We start from the raw sequence: 17,788 nt of genomic DNA, 5'->3' as shown, positions 1-17,788 counted from the left end.
AATGAGATGAGCAGGCAGAAAACGCAGGGCAAGATCCTGGAACAGACAGAGATCTCACCCCGGATCTACAGCATGTGGATCCAGGTACAGGACATTGCCAGGGAGGCAAAAGCCGGACAGTTTGTATCTTTATTTACCGGAGACGGGAGCAAGCTGCTTCCGCGCCCTATCAGCATCTGTGAGATCGACAGGGAGGCGGGAAAGATCCGACTGGTCTACCGGGTCACAGGAAAACGGACAGGAACGGCGATTTTATCCGAAAAACAGGCAGGACAGTACGTGGAGATCATGGGACCTCTGGGCAATGGATTTCCGCTGGGAAGAGGACGGCGGCCTCTCCTTCTGGGAGGAGGGATTGGGATCCCTCCGATGCTGCAGCTGGCAAAAGACTTAAAAGAGGCGGCGGAGTTTGAGGAAAAGACAGGAAAAGAAGCTGTGACGGTAGTGGCCGGCTACAGAGACCGGTTGTTTTTGACAGAAGAGCTGTCTGCCTGCAGCCACCTGTATCTGGCTACGGAGGATGGAAGCGCAGGGAGCAAAGGGACGATCCTGGACGCCATTCGGGAGAAGAACCTGGAGGGAGACGTGATCTATGCCTGTGGGCCGACCCCCATGCTGCAGGCAGTGCAGGCCTACGCCAGGGAGCGAGGAATCCTGTGTTACCTGTCGCTGGAGGAACGGATGGCCTGCGGGATCGGCGCGTGCCTGGCCTGTGTATGCGGATCCAGGGAAGTGGATGAGCACAGCCGGGTGAAAAACAAACGGGTGTGTAAAGAAGGACCGGTCTTTGAAGCATCGGAGGTGGAATGGCTATGAGTTTGTGTGTCAATCTGGCAGGAGTGGAACTGAAAAATCCCGTGATGACAGCCTCCGGAACTTTTGGCTCCGGGGCAGAATATAGTGAATTTGTAGATCTTAGCAGACTGGGAGCAGTGGTGACAAAAGGCGTCGCCAATGTCCCCTGGGAAGGAAACCCCACTCCGCGCATTGCGGAGACAGCCTCCGGGATGTTAAATGCCATCGGATTGCAGAATCCGGGAGTGGAAGTGTTCTGCAAAAGAGATCTGCCCATGCTTGCACAGCAGGATACCAGAGTGATCGTCAACGTCTGCGGAAGAACGACAGAGGACTATTTGGAGGTGGTAGAACGGCTGGCCGACGAGGCGGTGGATCTTTTGGAGATCAATATCTCCTGCCCAAATGTAAAAGCGGGAGGGATCGCTTTTGGACAGGATCCCAAAGGAGTGGAACAGATCACGGCGCGGATCAAGGAAAAAGCCCGACAGCCGATCATCATGAAGCTAAGCCCTAACGTTACGGACATTACAGAGATCGCAAAGGCGGCGGAAGCAGGCGGAGCGGATGTTCTGTCTTTGATCAACACGCTGACGGGAATGCAGATTGATGTGGAAAAGCAGTGCTTTGCACTGGCAAACCGCACCGGAGGTCTTTCGGGGCCGGCTATTAAACCGATAGCGGTTCGCATGGTCTATCAGACGGCACAGGCGGTAAAGATCCCCATTATCGGCATGGGAGGGATTTCCTCCTGGGAGGATGCGGTGGAATTTTTACTGGCAGGGGCTACGGCGGTTTCCGTGGGAACGGCAAATTTTTATGATCCCGGGGCAACGATAAAGATCCTGGAAGGGATTGCAGCCTATCAGGAGAGGCACGGATTTGCTTCGATAGCGGAGATGGTAGGGAAGGTGACCTGCCGCTAGGAGCAGACAGGGAAGCTGTGGAGACGGGCAGAGAAAGATACAAGAAGAAAGGATAGAGTCATGGAACGATACAAGCAGGAATTTATTGAGTTTATGGTAGCATGTGACGTGTTGAAATTTGGCGATTTCATAACGAAAAGCGGAAGAAAGACACCGTTTTTTGTGAATACGGGATTCTATCGGACGGGAAAACAGCTGAAAAAACTGGGCGAGTATTACGCACGGGCTATCCGGGAGCATTTTGGGACGGAGTTTGATGTACTGTTTGGGCCGGCGTACAAGGGGATCCCTTTAAGTGTGGCAACGTCTATGGCGTTTGGGGATCTGTATGATACGGAGGTCTGCTATTGTTCCAACAGAAAAGAGGTCAAAGACCATGGAGACACAGGGATCCTGCTGGGCAGTCCGCTGAAAGATGGAGACCGGGTGGTTTTGATCGAGGATGTGACCACGGCAGGGACTTCCATCGGAGAGACGCTTCCTGTTTTGAAGGCGCAGGGGGAAGTACAGGTGAAGGGACTGATGGTGTCTGTGGATCGCATGGAAAGAGGAACAGGCGCTGATTCTGCCCTGACAGAGATCCGGAAGGCTTACGGATTTCCTACGGCAGCCATCGTTACGATGAAAGAGGTGGTGGAGCATCTGTATAACAGGCCGATACAGGGAAGGATCCTTATCGACGATAAAATGAAAGAAGCGATTGACGCATATTATGAAATCTATGGGGTGAAACAGGAGGAAATAAGATGAACGAAAAGGCATATCGGGCAATGAGCTTTGGAACGGTAGTGAATGTGATCATAGGAGTGGTTCTGATCACAGTAGGAGTGACTACAGGGATCCTTGCGATCATAGGAGGAGCAAGGCTCCACCAGGCAAAAAAGGGACTGACATTTTAGACAAAAGGAAGGCTGGGCAATTTATTGAAGCAGAGCAAAAAAACACGGTTGTTGGGAAAGATCCTGTTTGTCCTGTATCTGGCATTTGTGATCTACTTTCTTCTGTTTTCCGACTGGTACGGAAGGAGCGGCACGTTTCAGGAATATCATTACAACCTGGAATTGTTTAAAGAAATCAAGCGATTCTGGTATTATAGAAACCAGGTAGGACTTTTAAGTGTGGGAATGAACATTGTGGGAAATGTGGTGATCTTCATCCCGCTGGGGTTTTTCCTGCCCATGGCAAGCAGGGGGAGGAGCTTGTTCCTAACCGTTTTCTATGGGTTTGGGCTAAGTCTTCTGGTGGAGACCTTTCAGCTTTTGACAAAGGTAGGGAGCTTTGACGTGGACGACCTGCTGCTGAATACGGCAGGAAGTCTCTTAGGGTACCTCCTTTTTATGGTCTGTGCAGCAATAAGGAGAAAAAATGTTCGCAGTAAGAAAAATAAAAACAGAAAAAGATAGGGCAAAAGAGGCAGCAAAAGAAAGAGAAAAACGAAGAAAAAAGCTGATCAAGACCAAGTATGGCCAAAAAGCACTGAAACATGCAAAGTGGGGGAAAGAGTCCTGCTTTCTGGGAGGGGTCGCGACTGTCATCCTGCTGGGGCTTCTGACGGTAGCGTTTCTGAAAAAGGGCGAGATCAGCGTTTTTAGCGGGATCGCCGGCTTTGGCGTGGCATTTTTGGCGTGGAAGGGGATCCAGGCCGGACGGAAGGGACTCAAAGAAAGAGAAAAACGATACATTACCTGTAAGATCGGGCTGGCGCTGAACGGGTGCATCCTGCTTTCCATGCTGGCCGTTTTTGTTCGGGGCTGTTTGAAATAAAGAGGAGAAAGACGATGGTAGAAGAAAGATATCAGCTGGCGAAGGAACGGATCGCCCAGATAGAGAAAGAAGAGAGAGTGGCGGAGCCTTTTGGCTCTTACTTCCGGCAGGCGGCGGACTGGATCCTTCAGCTGGATGAATGGAAGAGGCTTTGGGAGAGCGGAAAACAAGACGAGCTTTCCCTGGAAGACTGGGAAGAATGGAATCAAAGACTGTATGGAGAGCTGCTGCCAGAGCAGTATGGATCCAGCTATGCAAATCCGGCGTTTGCCGTATCGCAGCTGGGGCATGCTTATGGGCAGCCGCTTTGTTTTTTGTACAGCGAGATCCGGGGCGGGATCTCCTATGCGGTGGAAAAAAAGACGGAATATCTGGATATTCTTCTGGAGCTGTTTCTGGAGATCTACCACCTGTTTGAGGGGGAAGAGCCTTCCGTTACCCATGTAAAGGACTGTATCTACTGGTATGCCAGCGACTATTGCGACGTGTTTGCGGCAGACTATGTAAAACAGCAGGTGGATCCTGCGGAAGATTTTCTGACAAAATTTGTACAGCAGTCGGATCTGCAGGATCTTCGCTATCTGTATCAGGCGGGGGAATACGTGGGAGCCAATGAACGGGAGAGTGCCAGATATTTAAGCGGTCTGCCGGAAGAAGAGATCCGCAGGATAGCCAAAGCGTTTGTAGAGGGCTATGTAAGAGGGTTTGTCAATACCGGAAAGGATCTGTCGAAAAAGGATGCGGTGAACATCCGGTATACGCTGGGATTTGAACGGATCATAAAAAAAGCGATAGAAGAATTTGAAAAAAGGGGACTAAAGCCGGTGATCTACCGGGGAGGAGTCAGCGTTTTGACCAGACCCGGCGGAAGGCGGTTGGGTTTCGTAGGGGGGATGCCGAACGGACAGTACGAGTATGATCATAAAAATGACCAGGGACTGTTTTTGGACGGGCGTTTCCTGGAGAGAAAGCTGGAAGTAATACAAAACGCTTACGAAAGCGTCAAAAAGCAGGCGGGGAACATGGCAGGACCGGCCTGCATGGAAACCTTTGGAGAAAAGCCGTTTGAACCCCGGCAAAAGGAAGAGGCCATCCGCCTGACAAAGAAGCAGGAAAATCTGGCAAGAGAAATGGCGGCGAAGCAGGGAGAGATCGTCAATCGCTACATCAAGGGAGAGGAAAGAAGCTATACCATCGTAGCATACCCTGTGTGGGAGATCGGCACAGCATATGAAGAGATCTTTCGGGAGATCGTCAGGATCAACACACTGGATGCCGGAGTATACACAGAAGTCCAGCAGAAGCTGATCGACCGGCTGGACCAGGGAACGTCCGTCAGGATCACGGGACGGGGAAAGAACGAGACAGATCTGACGGTAAGGCTCCATGAACTGACTGCCCCGGACAAAGAAACGATCTTTGAGAACTGTGTGGCAGACGTAAACATACCGGCGGGAGAAGTGTTTACCTCTCCGGTTCTGGAAGGAACGAGCGGGCTTTTGCATGTAACAAAGGTCTACCTTAACGGACTTTTGTACCGGGATCTGAAGCTGTGGTTTCAGGATGGTATGGTAACGGACTATTCTTGCGGAAATTTTGAAACAGAGGAAGAAAACAGGAGATATGTCTTTGAAAATATCCTGCATCGTCATCCCTCTCTTCCCATGGGAGAATTTGCCATCGGGACCAATACTACGGCCTATGCCGTTTCCCGGAAATATGGGATAGAAGGAAAGCTTCCGATCCTGATCGCAGAAAAAATGGGTCCCCATTTTGCGGTGGGAGACACCTGCTATACCTGGAGCGAGGAGATCCCGGTTTTTAACCCGGACGGAAAAGAGATCATCGCCAGAGATAACGCCATCTCCCTGAAAAGAAAGGAGGATCCGGCCAAAGCATATTTCCAGTGCCACACAGACATCACCATTCCCTACGGAGAGCTGGGAGACATTGTTGTCACTGGAAAGGAGGGAAGTGTCTGCCTGATCCGAAACGGGGAATTTGTATTGGAGGGGACAGAGTTTTTAAATGAACCGTTGAAAAGTACTTATAAATAATGTATGATTTATTTGCTAAACTTATATATGAAAGGATGAAGATTATGCCAAAAGTAGGAATTGTAATGGGGAGCGACTCGGATCTGAAGGTGATGAGCAAGGCGGCAGCCATGCTGGAGAAACTGGGAGTGGACTATGAAATGACCATTATTTCTGCCCACCGGATGCCGGAGACCTTTTTTGAATGGGCGAAGGCAGCAGAAGGAAAAGGGATCAAGGTGATCATTGCAGGTGCAGGAATGGCGGCACATCTTCCGGGAATGTGTGCGGCGCTGTTTCCCATGCCGGTGATAGGAGTTCCCATGTCCGGCAAACATCTGGCGGGAGAGGACGCACTTTTTTCCATCGTGCAGATGCCGCCGGGAATCCCGGTAGCTACCGTAGCCATCGACGGAGGAATGAACGGAGCGATCCTGGCAGCCAAGATCCTGGCAACCTCCGACAGCGATCTGCTGGAAAGGCTGAAAGCATACTCGGCGGAGATGGAGGAGACGGTACAGAAGAAGGCGGACAAGCTGGCAGAGATCGGATATGAAGCGTATATAAACAGTCAGGGCAAATAAGGAAACCACAAAAAGAAGCAGGGAACAGTAAGGAGAAAAAGGATGGATTACAAGAAGGCAGGCGTGGATATCGAGGCGGGATACCGCTCGGTAGAATTGATGAAGGATCACATTAAAAAGACCATGAGACCGGAAGTGCTGACCAACATCGGGGGATTTTCCGGAGCGTTTTCCATGAAAGGGTTTCAGGAGATGGAAAAGCCTACCCTGGTGTCGGGAACGGACGGAGTGGGGACGAAACTGAAGCTGGCATTTCTTCTGGACAAGCATGACACGGTAGGCATCGACTGTGTGGCAATGTGCGTCAACGATATTGCATGTGCGGGAGGGGAGCCCTTATTTTTCCTGGATTATATTGCCTGTGGGAAAAATGTTCCGGAAAAAATCGCTCAGATCGTTAAGGGAGTGGCAGAAGGCTGCGTGCAGTCCGGCGCGGCTCTGATCGGCGGGGAAACGGCAGAAATGCCCGGGTTTTATCCGGAAGAGGAATATGACCTGGCAGGATTTGCAGTGGGAGTTGTGGACGAAAAGAACCTGATCACAGGCGCAGACCTGCGGGAGGGAGACGTGCTGATAGGAATCGCCTCCTCCGGAGTCCACAGCAACGGATTTTCTCTGGTGCGCAAGGTGTTTGACATGACAAAGGAGGCCCTGGACGTCTATTATGAAGAGCTGGGGATGACGCTGGGAGAGGCGTTGATCGTGCCTACCCGGATCTATGTAAAAGCGCTTCGCAGTGTAAAGGAAGCAGGCGTCGTGATCAAAGGCTGCAGCCATATCACCGGCGGCGGATTTTATGAAAATATTCCAAGAATGTTAAGAGAAGGCGTTCGGGCTGTGATAGAAAAAGAAAGCTATCCTATTCCTCCCATTTTCCGGAAGCTGCAAAGAGACGGCCAGATCGAAGAGGATATGATGTACAACACCTACAATATGGGGATCGGAATGCTGCTGGCAGTAGAAAAAGAGGATGCGGAAACAACCCTTTCGGCGCTTGAGGCGGCAGGAGAGAGCGCTTATGTGGTAGGACATATAGAAGACGGAGAAAAGGGAGTTACATTATGCCAGAAAAAATAGAGTCCGGCACCTGCAGGGTCCTTGTACTGGTTTCCGGTGGAGGCACCAATCTGCAGGCGATCCTGGATGCCAAGGAAAGAGGGGAACTTCCCGGGGTGGAGCTGGCAGGTGTGATCAGCAACAATCCGGGAGTCTATGCACTGGAGAGAGCAAAAAAAGCACAGGTTTGGACCGGCTGTGTTTCACCCGGAGACTTTCCGGACAGAAGCGCTTTTGAAAAGGCGCTGCTTTGCGCGGTAAAGGAACGGAATCCGGATCTGATCGTACTGGCTGGATTTCTGGTGGTGATCCCCAAGGAGATGATCAGACAGTACCAGAACCGTATCATTAACATCCACCCATCCCTCATCCCTTCCTTTTGCGGGAAAGGATATTATGGCCTGCGGGTACATGAAGCGGCGCTGAGACGAGGGGTGAAGCTGACGGGAGCAACCGTTCATTTTGTGGACGAAGGGACAGATACCGGCCCCATTCTTTTACAGAAGGCAGTGGAAGTAAGGCAGGAAGATACGCCGCAGTCCCTGCAGAGACGGGTCATGGAAGAGGCAGAGTGGAAGCTGCTGCCGGAGGCGATCTCCCTGATCGCAGCAGGAAAAGCGGAAGTAAGGGACGGCAGAGTACATCGGAAGGACGGATAAGGTTCGTAGGAGGAAAAATATGAAGGTCTTGATCGTAGGCGGAGGCGGAAGAGAGCATGCGATTGCTTTTTCCGTGGCAAAAAGCGAACAGGTAGATGAGATTTATGCAGCGCCGGGCAATGCCGGGATAGCGGAGTATGCAAAGTGTGTGCCCATTGAAGTGATGGATTTTGACGGGATCAGGCAGTTTGCGCTGGATCAGCAGATAGACCTGGTGATCGTGGGCATGGATGATCCTCTGGTGGGAGGCCTGGTAGATATCCTGGAGGACGCCGGGATTCGCACCTTCGGTCCCCGCCGGGATGCGGCGATCCTGGAGGGCTCCAAGGCTTTTGCCAAAAAGCTGATGAAAAAATATGGAATCCCTACAGCGGATTACGAAACGTTTACAGAAGCAGAGGAGGCGCTTGCGTATCTGGAGCATGCCCGCTTCCCTATCGTACTGAAAGCGGACGGCCTGGCCTTGGGAAAAGGAGTGCTCATCTGTGAAACGCTGGAAGAGGCAAAGGCGGGAGTTTCTGCCATTATGGTGGAACGCAGATTCGGGGAGGCAGGGAAGGAACTGGTAATAGAGGAGTTTATGACGGGACGGGAGGTATCCGTGCTGTCCTTTGTAGACGGAAACACCGTCCGGATCATGACATCGGCACAGGATCACAAGCGCGCCCTGGATGGAGACCAGGGACCAAACACGGGAGGGATGGGAACCTTTTCTCCCAGCCCGTTTTATACAGAAGAGGTGGACGCGTTCTGTCGGAAGCATATCTACCAGGCGACGGTAGATGCGATGCGGGCGGAGGGACGTCCCTTTTGCGGCATTATCTTTTTTGGATTGATGCTGACAGAGGAGGGGCCGAAGGTCCTGGAATACAATGCCAGATTCGGAGATCCGGAGGCGCAGGTGGTGCTTCCCCGAATGAAAACCGATATCATTCAGGTGATGGAAGCCTGCATAGACGGCAGGCTGGAAGAGATCCGACTGGAGTTTGAGGACAATGCGGCAGTCTGCGTGGTACTGGCAAGCGGAGGATACCCCCTGCATTATGAAAAGGGATATGAGATCCGGGGACTGGAGGCTTTTTCCGAAAAGGAAGGGTACCGGTGCTTTCATGCGGGAACCAAGGTGAAGGACGGAAAGATCGTGACTAACGGAGGGCGTGTACTGGGCGTGGTGGCTTTGGGAAAGGATCTGAAGGAAGCTAGAAAAAACGCCTATGAGGCTGCTTCCTGGGTGGACTTTGAGAAGAAATATATGCGAAGCGACATCGGAAAAGCGATCGAAGAGGCGGAGTAGGCCAACACATTTTGTCCTATAACTCTAAACAGGTGCAGAAGCTTTTTAGGGAATATTTTTCTCAAAGAGCTTCTGTATTTTTGCTTTATACTTTACAAATGCTCTTTAATTACTAAAATCTAAAGAGTAAATGTTGACGAAAAAATATTGACTTTTGTGCTTATAAAACACATAATTTAAGTACGAAAAGGCGGTGATTGGTATGATTCAGAAAGAATGTTTACTGAAAAAAATGAATGAAAATGATGGGCTTATTACTACTAAAGAGGCTCTTGGTTTTGGTATTCATAAAGATGTGTTAAAAGAGGCTCTTTCAAAATATGAAATTGTCAAAATTGCAAACGGTCTTTATGCTCTTCCGGGGGAAGAAATAGACGAGTATGTATATTTTTCTCACAGAGTGCCTAAAGGCATTTTTTCCCATGAAACTGCCGCTTACTTACATGGTTTATCTACCAGAATGCCGCTTATTTATATTATGAGTGTTATGAAAGGTGCCAATGTTAGCAGGATTAAAGCGGAAAGAGATGATATTGTTTTCAAGTATGTTCGTACTGATTATTATGACATTGGGAAAACTCTAATAAAAAATCCATACGGCAGAGAAGTAGCGGTTTATGACAAGGAGAGAACGCTTTTAGATCTTATTAAAGACAAAAATCGAGTGGATACTTTCATTTTTAGCGAGGCAATAAAACTATATTTTTCATCCAATGACAAAGACTTATTGAAGTTATCTAAGTACGCTATCGCCATGAAAATGGAAGATCATCTAAGACAATACACGGAGGTGTTGTTATGAAGACACCAGAACAAATGAAGGGGGCAATCAGGAATATTTCCAAGAAAACAGGTGTCAATCCCAATTCTCTTCTTCAGATGTGTTTATTTGAAGGAATACTGGAAAAGCTTTCTAAATCGAGGTACAGAAACAACATTATTTTAAAGGGCGGCTTATTAATTTCTTCTCTTATCGGGGTCGATATGAGAAGCACTATGGATATGGATACGACCATAAAAGGTATTCCCTTGAACGAAGAAACTATGACAAAAATTATAAATGAGATTTTGGAAATCGAAATAGATTCAGAGGTGAATTATCGTTTGGTTAAGCTATCTCCTATAAGAGAAAAAGATATATATGAAGATTTTTGTGCAAGTATTTCATGCACATTTGGAAAAATCAATGCCGTCCTTAATATTGATATAACTACCGGCGATATAATCACTCCGAGAGAGATGAATTATGCCTATTCAACAATATTGGAGGATAGAAAAATTCCCATCATAACTTATTCCATTGAAACAATTCTTGCAGAAAAATTTGAGACCATTTCCGGTCGCAATATTACCACGACAAGGGCAAGAGATTTTTATGATTTGTATATGATATATAGGCTATATGGTGATAAAATTGACACTGGAAATTTATCGGAAGCGATAGAAAAAACAAGCAAGCACAGAGCAACTTTTGAGTCTGTACTTAAGCATAAAGAGGTTGCAGACTTGCTTAAAAAGAGCGACTCCGTAAAAACTCTTTGGAATAAATATGTAAAAGGAAATCCGTATGCCAAGGATATAGATTTTTTAGAAACAGTGTCAATATATGAAACGATAGGAGATATTTTGGACAGCAATATTTGAGCTGAGTAAAGGCAAAGTAGGATAAAAATTATAATCACTTCGGGGGTCTTAGGGTCACCCTAACAAGTAGCAAGAAATCAAGAGTTATACGACAAAATACGTTGCTCTAACCCGCCACAACCCCTTATAAATAAAGGGGGTGAGGCGGGTTAATCTTGTGTCGCAGACAAAAATAAACCACCTTCTATGCAAGTGGACAGACTGTAGAAAAACCCGGCTTTTGCCGGGACTTTCTACAGTCTGAGACGGTATTTCTACCGTCTTTTTGCATACCTGAAAATTAAAGAGTCAGAATATCGCTATATATCTCATCTCTCTAATAGGTGCCGATTTGTTCCAGGTACCGGTCGATCTTCTTCAATCGTTTTTCCACTCCTTTTGCATTGCGGCTGACCACATCCAGAAGCGCCTCCAGCACAAACTGGGCGCCTACGAAAGAATTGAAAAAGAGATTGCTGTTGATGGGGGCAGTCAGAACGACAGACGCATGGGGAGCCAGCTGCGCATCCTCGCTGTCGGTGATCAGAATGATCTTTGCTTCTGATTCCAGAGCCAGCTCCAGGGTGATCTTGTCCAGTGCAGAGTAGCGCGGAAAGCTAAAGATCAAAAGACAGTCATCTTTGGTCATGCTGCACATATGGTCGAAAGGTGTGATGGAGGTGGAAGCGGTATTTTCCACGTGCGGCAGCATATGCTTCAGATAAAGCAGAGCGTAGTTGGCAAGGCAGGTGTTTCCTCTGGACGCTGCGATGTATTTCCGCTTGCTGGAAGAAAGGATCCTGGCAGCCTCGCTGAACCTGGCGGCAGAGTTTCGCTCCAGTGCAGCCTCCAGATTCTGGGTAACATTTTTATAATGGCGGCGGATGGATTCCGCACTGCTCTCCAACCGGGCCGATTTGCTGACTCTCTGGGCAGGGACGGTGACGGAGCTGGAAATGCTGAGTACCGTGTTTTGATATTCTTGCCGCAGGGACTTTTGAAACTCAATAAAGCCGTCGAATCCGAGGGCGCGACTGAACCGAACGACAGAGGATTCACTGACGCCCAGCGCCAGAGCGATCTCTGTGGACGTCATAAAGCTGGCGTCAGACAGGGAAGACAGCACAAAATTGGCGATGATTTTTTGCGTTTTGGTAAGGGATGTATTTTGGATCAAAGATGAAATCTCTTTCATGGATAACCTCCTCCAGTGAAATAAGCAGAGTGAGACAAATTGTTCCCGAAAAAAAACATACCGCACTCTACAGGTGCTATTATAAACAAAAAGGCGGAAAAAGTGCAAGAATAATTGTAGTTGCAATTGACGAAAAAAGAAAACAACTGGAATTATACGTTAAAAAAATAACTTTTATTGAACTCTGAAAAAGAGTGTGCTAGTATGATTTTAGATAGAAGTGAACAATAAATTACTTGAAAAAGCAATTTTATTGTTCATTATGCCCTTTGCTCCAGTACGGGGGAATGAGCAGGGGTACATTTCAATTATTACACAATTAGGAGGTAAGAAGAAGTGAAAGTAGGATGCGTAAAAGAAATTAAGAACAACGAGTTTCGTGTAGGTATGACACCGGACAACGTAAAGAGTTATGTAAACGCAGGACACGAAGTGCTGATCGAAAAGGGAGCAGGAATCGGTTCCGGGTTTACAGATGACGAATATGCTGCAGCAGGCGCAAAACTGATCGACTGCGCAAAAGAAGTGTGGGATACCTGCGAAATGATGATAAAAGTAAAAGAGCCGTTGCCGGAAGAGTATGATCTGTTCCACGAAGGACTGATCCTTTACACATACCTGCACTTGGCAGCTGATAAGCCGCAGACAGATGCTCTGCTGGCACACAAGGTGAAAGGTGTTGCTTATGAGACATTGATCGAGAGAAACGGATCTATCCCGCTTCTTGCACCGATGAGCCAGATCGCAGGCCGTCTGAGCATCCAGGAAGGCGCAAAATATCTGGAGAAGATCTTCGGAGGAGAAGGCGTTCTTCTTTCCGGCGTACCGGGAACACCGAAGGCAAAGGTAGTGATCCTGGGCGGAGGCTCCGTAGGAACCAATGCTTGCAAGATTGCTGTAGGTATGGGTGCGGATGTAACGATCATGGACATCAATCTGCAGAGACTGGCATATCTGGATGATATCTTCGGAGCAAGGATCCAGACGCTGGTATCTACAGATGCAAATATCGAGAAAGCTGTTAAGGAAGCAGATCTGGTAATCGGAAGCGTATTGATTCCAGGAAAATCCGCTCCGAAGCTGTTCAAGAAAGAGTACCTGAAAGAGATGAAGCCGGGCTCCGTATTTGTTGACGTAGCAGTTGACCAGGGCGGATGCGGCGAGACCACGAAGGTAACCTACCATGATGATCCGATCTACGTAGTAGACGGCGTAGTACACTACTGTGTAGGAAATATGCCGGGAGCAGTTCCGAGAACATCTACGATCGCATTGACCAATGCTACACTCAGCTATGGACTGCAGATCGCAAACAAGGGTCTGGAGCAGGCTTGCAAGGACAATGACGTGATCTACTCCGCTATCAATACTTATGACGGCAAACTGACCTGCAAGGCAGTAGCTGACAGTTTCGAAGGCTATGAGTACGTAGACGTTAAGACTCTTAGCTAAATGACAAGATTCCAAACTTAATTCCTTCAAAGTTGCAAGAAGAGAGCTTACAATCTAGTGTTGTAAGCTCTCTTTGCTTGTGTTATAGTATGCCTATAACAATGAAAATGGAAGTGAGAACTATGTGGATAGAGATTGATTTTGAAAGCGGAGAGGCGTTCTACGTCCAGTTGCAGAACCAGATCATTATGAGGATCGCAATGGAGGAGCTGAAAGAAGGAGATACCCTTCCTTCTGTGCGCCAGCTGGCCGATACGGTAGGGATCAACATGCATACGGTCAATAAGGCGTACAGCAGCCTAAGAGAAGAAGGTTTTCTCAGGCTGGATCGAAGAAGGGGAGCCGTGATCGCCATAGACAGGGATCGGGCAGAGTATTTGGAACGATTACGGGCACAATTGAAAATCCTGCTTGCCAGAGGATACTGCAAGCAGATTTCCAGGGAAGAGGTACATCGGCTGGTAGATGAGATTTTTGAAGAATATGGAAATGGAAAGGAAAGCAGAGAATGAAAGACGCAAAACAGGTAGAAGCCGTTTTAAAATATGCACAGAGTATGGCAAAAAAGATGGGGCATCCCTATGTGGGGACCGAACATCTCCTTCTGGGATTGTGCCATGTGGAAACCGGAGTGGCAGGTCAGGTGCTGGCAGCCAATAACGTTGAAGAGGACAGAGTGATCCAGGTGATGGAAGCGCTGGTGACGCCGGTGGGGGAAGACCGAAAAGGGCAGACGATTCAGGAAAGCCCCAGACTCCGGTACATTTTGGAAGAAAGCAGGCAGGAAGCGCTTAGATATGAGAGCGAGATCATGGGGACGGGGCATCTGCTCCTGGCTTTGCTGCGGGATGTAGACTGTGTGGGAACCAGGATCCTGATCACTTTGAATATGGATCTTCAAAAGATGATGCAGGAGGTGGCGGAGGCGGAAGGGATCGATATCCGGGTTCCGGCAGAGGGCGGAGAGACGCATGGAAGAAAAGAAGGGATGCTGGAACAGTACGGAACGGATCTGACGGCAAAGGCGAAGGAAGGGCTGCTAGATCCTGTGATCGGAAGGGATACGGAGATTCACCGGCTGATGCAGATCCTAAGCAGGCGGACAAAAAACAATCCGTGTCTGGTGGGAGAGCCGGGAGTGGGAAAAACAGCAGTTCTCGAAGGACTGGCGAACAGGATCGCCTCCGGAAGGGTTCCGGCATCCATGCAAAATAAAAGGATCCTGACGATGGATCTGGCGGCTATGATCGCGGGATCCAAGTACCGGGGAGAGTTTGAGGAAAGGCTGAAGCGTCTGATCCAGGAGGTGAAGCAGGACAAAGAAGTGATCCTGTTTCTGGACGAGCTGCATACGATGGTAGGAGCAGGAGGAGCCGAGGGAGCGATGGACGCTTCCAACATTTTAAAGCCCTCCCTGGCCAGAGGTGAGGTGCAGCTGATCGGAGCCACCACCCTGACAGAATACCGTAAATATATTGAAAAAGACGCGGCCCTGGAGCGGCGGTTCCAGCCGGTTACGGTGGAGGAGCCGGATGAAACAAAGACGCTGGAGATCCTGGAAGGACTGCAGGAAAAATACGAAGCCCATCACGGCGTGGAGATCAGACAGGATGCGGTGAAAGCGGCGGTAAAGCTTTCCCAGAGATACATTACCGACAGGTTTTTGCCGGACAAAGCCATTGACGTGTTGGATGAAACCTGCGCCAAAGTAAAGCTGGCAGGCTTTCAGAAAGAAGAGGAAACACTGCCTCTGTTTGCGAAAGAGCAGGAATATACCAGGGAGATCGAGGCGGCTCTGGCTGCGGGGGACACCCAGACGGCGGCCCGTCTGTTCCGGGAAAAAGGAGAATGGCAGTCGAACCAAAGAAAAGCAGAACAGAAGCAAAGCAGAAGAAAGAACGCCAGAAAACGACCGCAGGTAACGGAAAAAGAAGTGGCGGAGGTCGTGGCGGAATGGACCAGGATCCCGGTGCAAAAGCTGACAGAGAAGGAAGGAATCCGGCTGCAGCGACTGGAAAAGAGCCTGCATCAGCGGGTGATCGGCCAGGATGAAGCCGTAGCGGCGGTGGCGCGTGCAGTCAGACGGGGGAGAGTAGGACTGAAAGATGAAAAAAGACCCATTGGCTCCTTTTTGTTTCTGGGGCCTACCGGAGTAGGGAAAACAGAGCTTTCCAAAGCACTTTCCCAGGCACTGTTTGGAAGAGAGGATGCCATGATCCGGGTAGATATGTCGGAGTACATGGAAAAGCACAGTGTGGCTAAAATGATCGGATCTCCTCCGGGATACGTAGGCCATGAAGAGGGAGGACAGCTGAGCGAAAGAGTGCGGCGTCAGCCGTACTCGGTGGTTCTTTTTGATGAGGTGGAAAAGGCACATCCGGATGTGTTCCATATTCTTCTGCAGGTGCTGGACGACGGACATATGACGGATGCGCAGGGCAGAAAGATCGATTTCAAAAATACGGTGATCATCATGACATCCAATGTGGGAGCAAAGTCGATCATTCAGCCGAAAAAGCTGGGATTTGGAGCCGGGGAAGACAAAGAAGCGGATTACAGACAGATGAAGGCGGGTGTGATGAATGAGGTAAAAAGACTGTTCCGTCCGGAATTTCTGAACCGTATTGATGAGGTGCTGGTCTTTCGTCCTCTCAGCCAGGAGGAGCAGAAGAAGATCGTGGGGCTGCTGTGTAAAGAACTGGTAAAACGGGCCAAAGAGCAGCTGGGAATCACGCTGCTCATCAGAGATTCTGTGAAAACCTATCTGGCAGAGGTAGGAAGCGACAGAAAATATGGGGCAAGACCTCTTAGAAGAGCGATTCAGACCCATCTGGAGGACGGCCTGGCAGAAGCTTTACTGAAGGGAGAGATTCAGAGAGGGGAAGAGGTGACTGTCATGATTTCTAAAAAAGCGATAAAATTTTCAGGAATTGCTACAAAGTAACACATTTTTATTATATAATGGGAAGACAAAAACCTTAGGAGGAAAAGAAGATGGCAGCAGTGAAAGAGCTTTTGAGAGCTGAAAAGGACGGAACACTTAGTTTCGGCGACTATACACTGGACGTAAAGACAAAACTGGAAGAGTTTGAATTTGAAGGAGACATCTACAAGGTAAAGACCTTTTCCGGGATCACCAAACTGGAAAAAAACGGAATGTTTGTGTATGAGTCCGTTCCGGGGACAGCGGTAGAGGGCTTCCGCTCCACAGAGGCAGGCGCCTGGTTTCAGGTATCGGGACTGCAGGACGCCCAGCTGACGTTGGAGCTGGAGAGCGACAGCGAGTATATCGTCTATCTGAATGAGGTCAATGCAGGGGTCATGAAAACGAATGTCAGCGGCAAGCTCAGTGTCAGTGCAGAGCTGGAAGAGAATCAGGCGGTAAACGTCAGGATCGAGAAAAAATAAGAGCCGGGCAGTGAACGTCAGGACCGGGAAGCAGCAACCGGGCAGGAAAAGCCGGAAGCAGGGACCGGGCGGTAAACGTCAGGATCAAGAAAAAATAAGAGCCGGACAGTGAACGTCAGGACCGGGAAGCAGCAACCGAGCAGGAAAAGCCGGGAGCAGGGACCGGGCGGTGAATGTCAGGATCAAACAGAAAAAGAACAACAGACAGACAGGCGGAGGCAAGTGGCCCCAGAGCCTGTTGTGGAAAGAAAAGGCTGCGGGAAGCGGCCTTTTTTTGTATTAGGAAAACCACGCGATAGTCGCGTGGTTCTATAGGAGCTTTAGCGATGTATTCAGATATTTATACTCCTAATGTGTATAATAAAAACGTGACCTGCCAGTTACGTAAATTAAACACATTAGGAGGACCGTATAATGTCAGAACAAAATACAGACGTGAAAAGTTTAGCACATACAAAGTGGAATTGTAAATACCATGTGGTGTTTGCACCAAAATATCGAAGAAAAGTATTCTTCAATGAAAAAAGAGAAGACATACGGGATATTATCAGAACGTTATGCCAGTGGAAAGGAGTAGATATAATTGAAGGAGAAATATGTCCGGATCACATTCATTTACTACTGAGTATCCCACCCAAAATGAGCGTTTCGGGATTTATGGGATACTTAAAAGGGAAGAGTAGTTTAATGATATTTCAGAAGTATGGAAATATGAAGTTTGCATACCGAAACCGCGAGTTTTGGTGCAAGGGATACTATGTCGACACAGTAGGAAAGAACATTGCAGCAATAAAAAGTTATATAGCCAACCAGCTAAAGCAAGATCGGGAAATAGATCAATTAAGTCTATTTGATCCAAGAGACCCGTTTACGGGTAGCAAGTAAACCCACGCGTGGCTGGCAGGCCAATAAGAGAACGCACTTGTGCGTGGCTAGTGGTATTAGGGCTATGCCCGAAACTGAAAAACCACCCGCTATGCGGGTGGATAATTATTT

The 17,788-nt window shown here is 48.7% G+C and carries 19 protein-coding genes; 18 read left to right on the top strand and 1 reads right to left on the bottom strand.

Annotation, left to right across the window (positions count from 1 at the left end; genetic code table 11):
* Window positions 1-6: 6 nt before the first annotated feature.
* The 13 genes from SOW26_RS00200 to SOW26_RS00140 all read left to right on the top strand — a co-directional run bounded on the left by SOW26_RS00200 (window position 7) and on the right by SOW26_RS00140 (window position 10,758).
* A complete protein-coding gene (locus tag SOW26_RS00200; RefSeq protein ID WP_276958949.1) occupies window positions 7-816 on the top strand; it encodes a dihydroorotate dehydrogenase electron transfer subunit in 810 nt (269 codons plus the stop codon).
* The gene (locus SOW26_RS00195) at window positions 813-1,721 is read left to right on the top strand and encodes a dihydroorotate dehydrogenase (RefSeq protein WP_276958986.1); all 909 of its coding nucleotides are present in this window, start codon (window positions 813-815) and stop codon (window positions 1,719-1,721) included. Before SOW26_RS00200 ends, SOW26_RS00195 begins: the two co-directional genes overlap by 4 nt.
* A 60-nt stretch (window positions 1,722-1,781) precedes the next feature.
* A complete protein-coding gene (pyrE, locus tag SOW26_RS00190) occupies window positions 1,782-2,471 on the top strand; it encodes an orotate phosphoribosyltransferase (RefSeq protein ID WP_276958952.1) in 690 nt (229 codons plus the stop codon).
* Window positions 2,468-2,620, top strand: a complete 153-nt coding sequence (locus tag SOW26_RS00185) for a hypothetical protein (RefSeq protein WP_173017086.1) — start codon at window positions 2,468-2,470, stop codon at window positions 2,618-2,620. Before pyrE ends, SOW26_RS00185 begins: the two co-directional genes overlap by 4 nt.
* A 24-nt stretch (window positions 2,621-2,644) precedes the next feature.
* Window positions 2,645-3,124 (top strand): VanZ family protein, encoded by a 480-nt coding sequence (locus SOW26_RS00180; RefSeq protein ID WP_276958955.1) that lies wholly within the window; start codon window positions 2,645-2,647, stop codon window positions 3,122-3,124.
* Window positions 3,087-3,485, top strand: coding sequence for a DUF6142 family protein (locus tag SOW26_RS00175; RefSeq protein WP_320651674.1), 399 nt, complete (start codon window positions 3,087-3,089; stop codon window positions 3,483-3,485). Before SOW26_RS00180 ends, SOW26_RS00175 begins: the two co-directional genes overlap by 38 nt.
* Before the next feature lie 14 nt (window positions 3,486-3,499).
* Window positions 3,500-5,542, top strand: a complete 2,043-nt coding sequence (locus SOW26_RS00170; protein ID WP_320651673.1) for an aminopeptidase — start codon at window positions 3,500-3,502, stop codon at window positions 5,540-5,542.
* A gap of 44 nt (window positions 5,543-5,586) precedes the next feature.
* Window positions 5,587-6,105: a 5-(carboxyamino)imidazole ribonucleotide mutase gene (gene purE, locus SOW26_RS00165; protein ID WP_154477897.1), complete on the top strand. Its 519-nt coding sequence runs from the start codon at window positions 5,587-5,589 to the stop codon at window positions 6,103-6,105.
* A 42-nt stretch (window positions 6,106-6,147) separates the two neighbouring features.
* Window positions 6,148-7,182, top strand: a complete 1,035-nt coding sequence (gene purM, locus SOW26_RS00160) for a phosphoribosylformylglycinamidine cyclo-ligase (RefSeq protein ID WP_154477899.1) — start codon at window positions 6,148-6,150, stop codon at window positions 7,180-7,182.
* Entirely contained in the window at window positions 7,167-7,820 is a 654-nt protein-coding gene (gene purN / locus SOW26_RS00155; protein ID WP_276958962.1) for a phosphoribosylglycinamide formyltransferase, read from the top strand. Before purM ends, purN begins: the two co-directional genes overlap by 16 nt.
* Before the next feature lie 19 nt (window positions 7,821-7,839).
* The gene (gene purD, locus SOW26_RS00150) at window positions 7,840-9,114 is read left to right on the top strand and encodes a phosphoribosylamine--glycine ligase (protein ID WP_276958965.1); all 1,275 of its coding nucleotides are present in this window, start codon (window positions 7,840-7,842) and stop codon (window positions 9,112-9,114) included.
* A 202-nt stretch (window positions 9,115-9,316) separates the two neighbouring features.
* Window positions 9,317-9,916, top strand: a complete 600-nt coding sequence (locus SOW26_RS00145; RefSeq protein ID WP_154477905.1) for a type IV toxin-antitoxin system AbiEi family antitoxin domain-containing protein — start codon at window positions 9,317-9,319, stop codon at window positions 9,914-9,916.
* On the top strand, window positions 9,913-10,758 hold the full coding sequence (locus SOW26_RS00140; RefSeq protein WP_276958967.1) for a nucleotidyl transferase AbiEii/AbiGii toxin family protein: 846 nt from the start codon (window positions 9,913-9,915) through the stop codon (window positions 10,756-10,758). Before SOW26_RS00145 ends, SOW26_RS00140 begins: the two co-directional genes overlap by 4 nt.
* Window positions 10,759-11,074: 316 nt before the next feature.
* Here the strand turns inward: SOW26_RS00140 and SOW26_RS00135 are convergent, their stop codons facing one another.
* Window positions 11,075-11,932 (bottom strand): MurR/RpiR family transcriptional regulator, encoded by an 858-nt coding sequence (locus SOW26_RS00135; protein ID WP_154477907.1) that lies wholly within the window; start codon window positions 11,930-11,932, stop codon window positions 11,075-11,077.
* A 336-nt stretch (window positions 11,933-12,268) separates the two neighbouring features.
* On the opposite strand from SOW26_RS00135, the gene ald reads away from it, so the two are divergent.
* The 5 genes from ald (at window position 12,269) to tnpA (ending at window position 17,677) form a co-directional block, all read left to right on the top strand.
* Window positions 12,269-13,384 carry an alanine dehydrogenase gene (ald, locus tag SOW26_RS00130; protein ID WP_276958970.1) on the top strand — a complete coding sequence of 372 codons (1,116 nt, stop codon included), beginning with the start codon at window positions 12,269-12,271 and terminating at the stop codon, window positions 13,382-13,384.
* A 122-nt stretch (window positions 13,385-13,506) separates the two neighbouring features.
* On the top strand, window positions 13,507-13,896 hold the full coding sequence (locus SOW26_RS00125) for a GntR family transcriptional regulator (protein ID WP_154477909.1): 390 nt from the start codon (window positions 13,507-13,509) through the stop codon (window positions 13,894-13,896).
* Window positions 13,893-16,328: an ATP-dependent Clp protease ATP-binding subunit gene (locus SOW26_RS00120; protein WP_320651672.1), complete on the top strand. Its 2,436-nt coding sequence runs from the start codon at window positions 13,893-13,895 to the stop codon at window positions 16,326-16,328. Before SOW26_RS00125 ends, SOW26_RS00120 begins: the two co-directional genes overlap by 4 nt.
* 50 nt (window positions 16,329-16,378) lie before the next feature.
* Complete coding sequence (locus tag SOW26_RS00115; protein ID WP_154477913.1) at window positions 16,379-16,792, top strand: endosialidase; 414 nt, start codon at window positions 16,379-16,381, stop codon at window positions 16,790-16,792.
* A gap of 414 nt (window positions 16,793-17,206) precedes the next feature.
* Window positions 17,207-17,677, top strand: coding sequence for an IS200/IS605 family transposase (gene tnpA, locus SOW26_RS00110; RefSeq protein ID WP_276958975.1), 471 nt, complete (start codon window positions 17,207-17,209; stop codon window positions 17,675-17,677).
* Window positions 17,678-17,788: the final 111 nt, after the last annotated feature.

Source organism: Suipraeoptans intestinalis (assembly GCF_034091795.1).
GTDB lineage: Bacteria > Bacillota > Clostridia > Lachnospirales > Lachnospiraceae > Suipraeoptans > Suipraeoptans intestinalis.
Note: the sequence above shows the minus strand (reverse complement) of the source record. Positions and strands in the feature narration are given on the sequence as shown.